6 protein-coding genes are annotated in these 5,880 nt (G+C 75.0%); 2 read left to right on the top strand and 4 right to left on the bottom strand.

Annotation, left to right across the window (positions count from 1 at the left end):
- Window positions 1–1,221: hypothetical protein (locus tag RWM17_RS11495; RefSeq protein ID WP_314103811.1), on the top strand; the 1,221-nt coding region annotated here is incomplete at its 5' end.
- A gap of 93 nt (window positions 1,222–1,314) precedes the next feature.
- Window positions 1,315–1,770 carry a VOC family protein gene (locus RWM17_RS11490; RefSeq protein WP_314103809.1) on the top strand — a complete coding sequence of 152 codons (456 nt, stop codon included), beginning with the start codon at window positions 1,315–1,317 and terminating at the stop codon, window positions 1,768–1,770.
- A gap of 11 nt (window positions 1,771–1,781) precedes the next feature.
- On the opposite strand, the gene RWM17_RS11485 is transcribed toward RWM17_RS11490, so the two are convergent.
- The 4 genes from RWM17_RS11485 to RWM17_RS11470 all read right to left on the bottom strand — a co-directional run.
- A complete protein-coding gene (locus tag RWM17_RS11485; protein WP_314103807.1) occupies window positions 1,782–2,708 on the bottom strand; it encodes an acetamidase/formamidase family protein in 927 nt (308 codons plus the stop codon).
- An 8-nt stretch (window positions 2,709–2,716) separates the two neighbouring features.
- Complete coding sequence (locus RWM17_RS11480) at window positions 2,717–3,457, bottom strand: GntR family transcriptional regulator (protein WP_314103805.1); 741 nt, start codon at window positions 3,455–3,457, stop codon at window positions 2,717–2,719.
- 60 nt (window positions 3,458–3,517) lie between these two features.
- Entirely contained in the window at window positions 3,518–5,224 is a 1,707-nt protein-coding gene (locus RWM17_RS11475) for an ABC transporter ATP-binding protein (protein ID WP_314103802.1), read from the bottom strand.
- A partial coding sequence (locus RWM17_RS11470; RefSeq protein ID WP_314103800.1) for a gamma-glutamyltransferase occupies window positions 5,208–5,880 on the bottom strand: 673 nt, incomplete at its 5' end. The genes RWM17_RS11470 and RWM17_RS11475, both read right to left, overlap by 17 nt.

Raw genomic sequence — 5,880 nt, 5'->3', positions numbered from 1 at the left:
CGGCAGGGCGAGCGGATCGGCGCGCCCGTGCTGATCGCCGCGCCGGGCGTCGACGTCGCGACGGAGGTGGACCGCCTGGGTGCGACGAGGGTGGCGACGGTGGGCGAGGGCCCGTCGACGGACGACCTGGCGCTCGGCGACGTGGACGCCGTGCCGGCCGCGGAGGTCGCGGCTGCCCGGGCACGGGACGCCGACTCCTCGACGCTCGTCGTCGTGTCGGGTCCGGACGACGCCGCGGCGTCGGCCACCGCCCGGGCCGCGGGAGCCGAGCTCCTCACGCTGCCCGAGGGCGTGACCGACCTGCAGCAGGACGCCTCCGTCGTCGGCGCGATGGGCGCCTCCGAGGCGGACTCCACCCTCGTCGTCGGCTCCGCTTTCGCCGACCGGCCCCACCTCGAGTGGTCGGTCGCTGCGGCGCGCTCGGGCGCCGAGCTGCCGGGCGGCGGCCAGCGGTTCTTCCCCGACCGACGGTTCGTCGCCCTCTACGGCGCCCCTGGCACCTCGGCTCTGGGCGTGCTCGGCGAGCAGGACGTCGCGGCGACCGTGCAGCGCGCGGCCGACACGGCGGCCGGCTACCAGGCGTCGTCCGACCGGCTCGTCGTGCCGATGCTCGAGGTGATCGCCACGGTGGCCGCGGGCGACGCGGGCCCCGACGGCGACTTCTCGAACGAGCTCGACCCCGAGCGGCTGCGCCCGTACGTGGAGGCCGCGGCCGCCGCCGGGCAGTACGTCGTGCTCGACCTGCAGCCGGGGCGCACCGACTTCCTGACGCAGGCCCGCCGGTACGAGTCGTTGCTCACCGAGCCGAACGTGGGCCTCGCCCTCGACCCCGAGTGGCGCCTCGCCCCGGACCAGGTGCCGCTCCGGCAGATCGGCGGCGTCGACGCCGTCGAGGTGAACGCCGTCTCCACCTGGCTCGCCGACCTCGTCGCCGCGCGCTCCCTGCCGCCGAAGTTGTTCGTGCTCCACCAGTTCCGGTCGAGCATGCTGCGCGACCGGGCGGCGATCGACCTGAGCCGCCCCGAGCTGACGACCCTCGTGCACGTCGACGGCCAGGGCTCCCAGCCCGACAAGCAGGCCACCTGGCGCGCGCTGCACGACGGCGCCCCCGAGGTCGCCTGGGGCTGGAAGAACTTCTCCGACGAGGACGAGCCGATGCTCACGCCCGAGCAGACGATGACCGAGGTGTCTCCTGTGCCGGACCTCGTGACTTACCAGTAGGAGGCGGCCGCGCGGACGACGCATCTCGGCGGACGATCGGGTGTCGGGGCCCTCTTCCCCCAGGCAGGCACGTCGGAGCTCGATACTGACGTCATGGCATCACCGCTCATCTCTGACATCGCTCACTCCGGTCTCACCGTGGCCGACCTCGACGACGCGTTGGCGCTGTGGTGCTCCGGTCTCGGGTTCGTGCTCGAGCGCACCTTCACGCTCGACGAGGAAGTCACGGCGGCGACCACCGGCGTCCGTGGAGCCGTGATCCGCGCGGCGACGGTGACACTCGGCCCCCACCGGGTAGAGCTGCTGCAGTACGACCCGCCCCGACTGCCCGAGTGTGCCGGCTCGCCCGCACAGGTCGGCGTGGTGCACATCGCGCTCACGGTCTCCGACCTCGATCGTGTGCTCGAGCTCTGCGCCGGACACGGCTGGGAACCAGTCGGGACACCTCACCGGATGACCGGTGGCGCCCGAGTCGGCACACGCATCATCTACCTCGAAGGTGCCCACGGTGGATTCCTCGAACTGATCGCGCCCCCACAGCTCCCGTAGTCCGCGTCGGCTCAGAGGCCGAGTGCGCCCGTCGGCAGCAGGGCGTGCACGCCCCACGTCTGGTTCGCCACCTGCGTCACGCGCAGGTCGACGACGGCGCTGGCGAAGGCGAGGGCGGTCGCGCGGTCGACGTCGAGCAGGGCCGCCAGCCACGTGACCATCGCGTCGAGGGCGTCGCCCGTCGCCACGTCGAGGTCGGCGTCGAAGCCGAAGGTGATCCGCCCCGCGGGGGTCTCGGCGTGCACGCTCGGGAGCGGGCGCCGGTCGACCAGGTCGATCCGCACCTCCGTCGTCATCGGGCACTCGATCGCCGTGCCGCCGACCTCGCCGTCGCCCTGGGCCGCGTGGCCGTCGCCGAGGTACAGGAGCGCGTCGTCGACCTGCACCGGCAGCCACAGGGTCGACCCCGCCACGAGCTCGCGGCAGTCGACGTTGCCGCCCGCCGTCGTACGCGGCGGCGTCGTGGAGTGCTCGCCCGGCTCGGCCGGCGCCACGCCCGTCACCCCGAGGAACGGCGCGGTCGGCACGGTGAGCCCCCGGCTCTCGGTGGCGACGCCGGCGTCGGCGTCGATCTCCCAGAGCAGCCAGGCGGGCGGGACGTCGGCCAGGCCGAGCCGCGTCGTGACCGGCGTCTCGCGGCCGCCCGCGACCGTCCAGCCCCACTCCCCCGGCCGCAGGTCGACGAAGGTGACGCCGAGCATCTGACCGGGACGCGCACCACGGACGGCGACGGGACCGGTCAGCGCGTGGCCCCGCGCCTGCGGGAACAGGCGCGGCCGCGCCTCGCCGGGCGTCCGCTGGCGCTCGAGGTGGCCGGAGGCGTCGAGCGACCCGACGACGACCTCGTCGCCGGGATCGACGGTGAGGACGGGGGCGTGGTCGCGGGAGTACGCGTCGTTCGTCGTCGCGGGAGCCGGATCGAGCCGGTGTCGGGTCACGGGGCGCGTCACGCGACGCCGCCCGCGACGGGGACGGGTGCCGCGCGCAGCTGCTCGACGACCTCGGCGGGTGCCGTCCGGCCGAGGTACCCGACGCGGGACTCGCGCACGTGCCGTCCCATCAGCTCCGCGGCCCGGTCGGCGTCGCCCGCGTCGATGGCGGCGAGGATGACGCGGTGGTCGGGCCAGAGCCGCTTGCCGCGGGAGAACTCGTCGAGGGCGTAGAGCCACTCGATCTTGCGCGACAGCTGGCGCAGCAGCGTCGCGAGCGTGCTGCTGCGGCTGAGCTCGGCGATGCCGATGTGGAATCGCTCGTTGAGGTCGACCAGGCGGTCGAGGTCGCCCCGGGCGACGGCAGCGTCGCCCTCGTCGAGGAGCTGCTCGAGCGAGCGCCTCACGCGGCGCCAGTCGTCGTCCGCGTCGCTGCCGCCGCCTCCGGCCGCCTCGTCGTCCCCGCCGCTGAACCGCGCCCGCGCCCTGCCCGCGGCGCGTCGCGCGGTCGAGATCTCGAGCGCCTCCCGGACCGCGAAGAGGTCGTCGGCCTCGTCGAACGGGATCTCGGCCACCCGTGAGCCGACGTTCGGCCGGGACTCGACGAAGCCCTCGGCCTCGAGCCCGCGGAGCGCCTCGCGCACGGGCACCCGGGACACGCCGTAGCGCTCGGCGAGCGCCGCCTCCGTGATGCGCGTGCCCGGCTGCAGCACCCCCTGCACGATGTCCGCCCGCACGGCGTCGACGACGCTCAGCACGGTCGTGCTCCGCAGGGCACGACGGGACGGGACGCGACGCGACCCGCCCGTCGGGGTCGCTCAGACAGCGAGGCTGGCACCGGGGATCGCTCCTAGGAGGTGGTGGGTGTACTCGTCCGTCGGGGCGAGGAAGACGTCGTCGACGCTGCCCCGCTCGACGATGCGACCGCGTCGCATCACCACCACACTATGGGCGATCTGGCGCACCACGGCGAGGTCGTGCGTGATGAACAGGTAGCTGAGCCCGAGGCGGCCCTGCAGCTCGGCGAGCAGCTCGAGGATCTGCTCCTGCACGAGCACGTCGAGGGCCGAGACGGCCTCGTCGCAGATCAGCAGCTCGGGCTCGAGCGCGAGGGCCCGGGCGATCGCGACGCGCTGTCGCTGGCCGCCCGACAGCTCGTTCGGCCGGCTCTGCGCGACCGAGCGCGGCAGCGCCACCTGGTCGAGCAGCTCGGCCACGCGCGCCCGTCGGCCGGCACGGTCGCCGACCCCGAAGATGCGCAGCGGCTCGTCGACCAGCCGCTCGACGCTGTAGGTGGGGTCGAGCGAGCCGTACGGGTCCTGGAACACGGGCTGCACGCGACGGCGCAGGGCCCGGCGCGCGGCGCCCCGACTGGCGGTGATGCCCTCGCCGTCGATGAGGGCGGAGCCCGACGTGGCCGGCTCGATCCCCAGCACGATCCGCGACAGCGTCGTCTTGCCCGAGCCGGACTCGCCGACGACCGCGGTGGTCGTGCCGCGCGGCACCTCGAACGAGATGCCGTCGACGGCCCGCACCGTCTCGCCCCGACGACCACGGAGGCGGTACTCCTTGACGAGGTCCGTCACGACCAGGATCGGGTCGGCCCGCACCTCCTCGGCCCCCTGCTGCCCGTCGCCGACGGGCTCCTCGGCCCGGAGCGCCGCGGCGGCGGCCACCGTCGGCGCCGCGGCCACCAGCCGCTTCGTGTACTCGTGCTGCGGGTCGAGCAGGATCTGCCGCGGCGTGCCCTGCTCGACGACGCGGCCGTCGAGCATGACGACGATCCGGTCGGTCCGGTCCGCGGCGACGCCGAGGTCGTGCGTGATGAAGAGCAGCGACGTGCCGTGCGCGTCGACCAGCGTCTGCAGGTGGTCGAGGATCTGCCGCTGCACCGTCACGTCGAGCGCGCTCGTCGGCTCGTCAGCGATGAGCAGCTCGGGGTCGCGGGCGAGGGCCACGGCGATCAGCACGCGCTGGCGCATGCCGCCGGAGAACTCGTGCGGGTACTGGCCCGCCCGCCGGTCGGCCTCGGGGATGCCGGCCTCGGTCATCAGCTCGACGACGCGTCGCCCGACGGCGGCCCGGCCTCGGGCGCCGCCCGCCCGCAGGGCGTCCGCGATCTGCGCCCCGACGGTCATCGAGGGGTTGAGGTTCGTCGACGGGTCCTGCGGCACGAGGCCGATGCGGGCGCCGCGCACCGATCGCATCCGCGCCTCGCCGGCCCCGGTCAGCTCGTCGCCGCCGAGGTGGACCGTGCCGCCCGTGACGTGCCCGGCGCCGGGGAGCAGCTGCAGCACGGCCGCCACGACGGTCGACTTGCCCGAGCCGGACTGGCCGACGATCGCGACCCGCTCGCCGCGCGCCACGTCGAGGTCGACCCCGTGCACGACGTCGCGGTCGCCGAACGCGACCCGCAGGCCGCGGACGGCGAGCAGGGGCGCGGGGGCCGGGCTCGAGCTGGTGCCGGTGCCGGTGCTCACGTCCGTCGTCGCGTTCGTGGTCGGCGTCTCAGCGTCCTGCGGCATAGGCCTGTGCTCCTCGGGGGTTGGCGGCGGCGCCCAGCACGCCGGTCTCGGGGTCTCGGGTGACGCTCGACAGCCGGCCGAGCGACCAGTCTCCCGAGCGGGTGACGACGTGGCCGCGGGCCTCGAGGCCCGCGATCAGCTCGTCGCCGAGGCGGTCCTCGACGACGACGCCGCCGGGCGTCCAGGTGCGCGGCCAGAACGAGCCGGGGAACGACGTCGTGTGCAGGGCCGGGGCGTCGATCGCCTGCTGCGGGGTCCAGCCGCCGACGATCGTGCGCAGCAGGTAGAGGAGCTGCCACTGGTCCTGCTGGTCACCACCGGGCGAGCCGAGGGCGACCAGCGGCCGGCCGTCGCGCAGCACCAGCGTCGGCGTCAGGGTGGTGCGGGGGCGACGACCGGGCTCGAGCGTCGAGGCGGTGCCCTCCTCGAGCCAGCTCATCTGGAGTCGGCTGCCGAGGCAGAAGCCGAGCTCGGGGATCGTCGGCGACGACTGCAGCCAGCCGCCGGAGGGCGTCGCCGAGACGACGTTGCCCCAGCGGTCGACCACGTCGATGTGGCAGGTGTCGCCGCGGGTCTCCCCGGTCGGGGCGACGTCGGGCTCGGCGCCCGGCTGGCGGGCGTCGTCGGCGGGCACCGCGGGCGGGACGGCGCCGGGG

It is taken from the genome of uncultured Frigoribacterium sp., from assembly GCF_963515265.1.
In the GTDB taxonomy this organism is placed as follows: Bacteria; Actinomycetota; Actinomycetes; order Actinomycetales; family Microbacteriaceae; genus Frigoribacterium.
Note: the sequence above shows the minus strand (reverse complement) of the source record. Positions and strands in the feature narration are given on the sequence as shown.

Excerpts from the sequence above, each read along its gene's own strand:
- RWM17_RS11490 (WP_314103809.1), top strand. The coding sequence starts at position 1,315 with ATGGCATCACCGCTCATCTCTGACATCGCTCACTCCGGTCTCACCGTG.
- RWM17_RS11475 (WP_314103802.1), bottom strand. The coding sequence starts at position 5,224 with ATGCCGCAGGACGCTGAGACGCCGACCACGAACGCGACGACGGACGTG.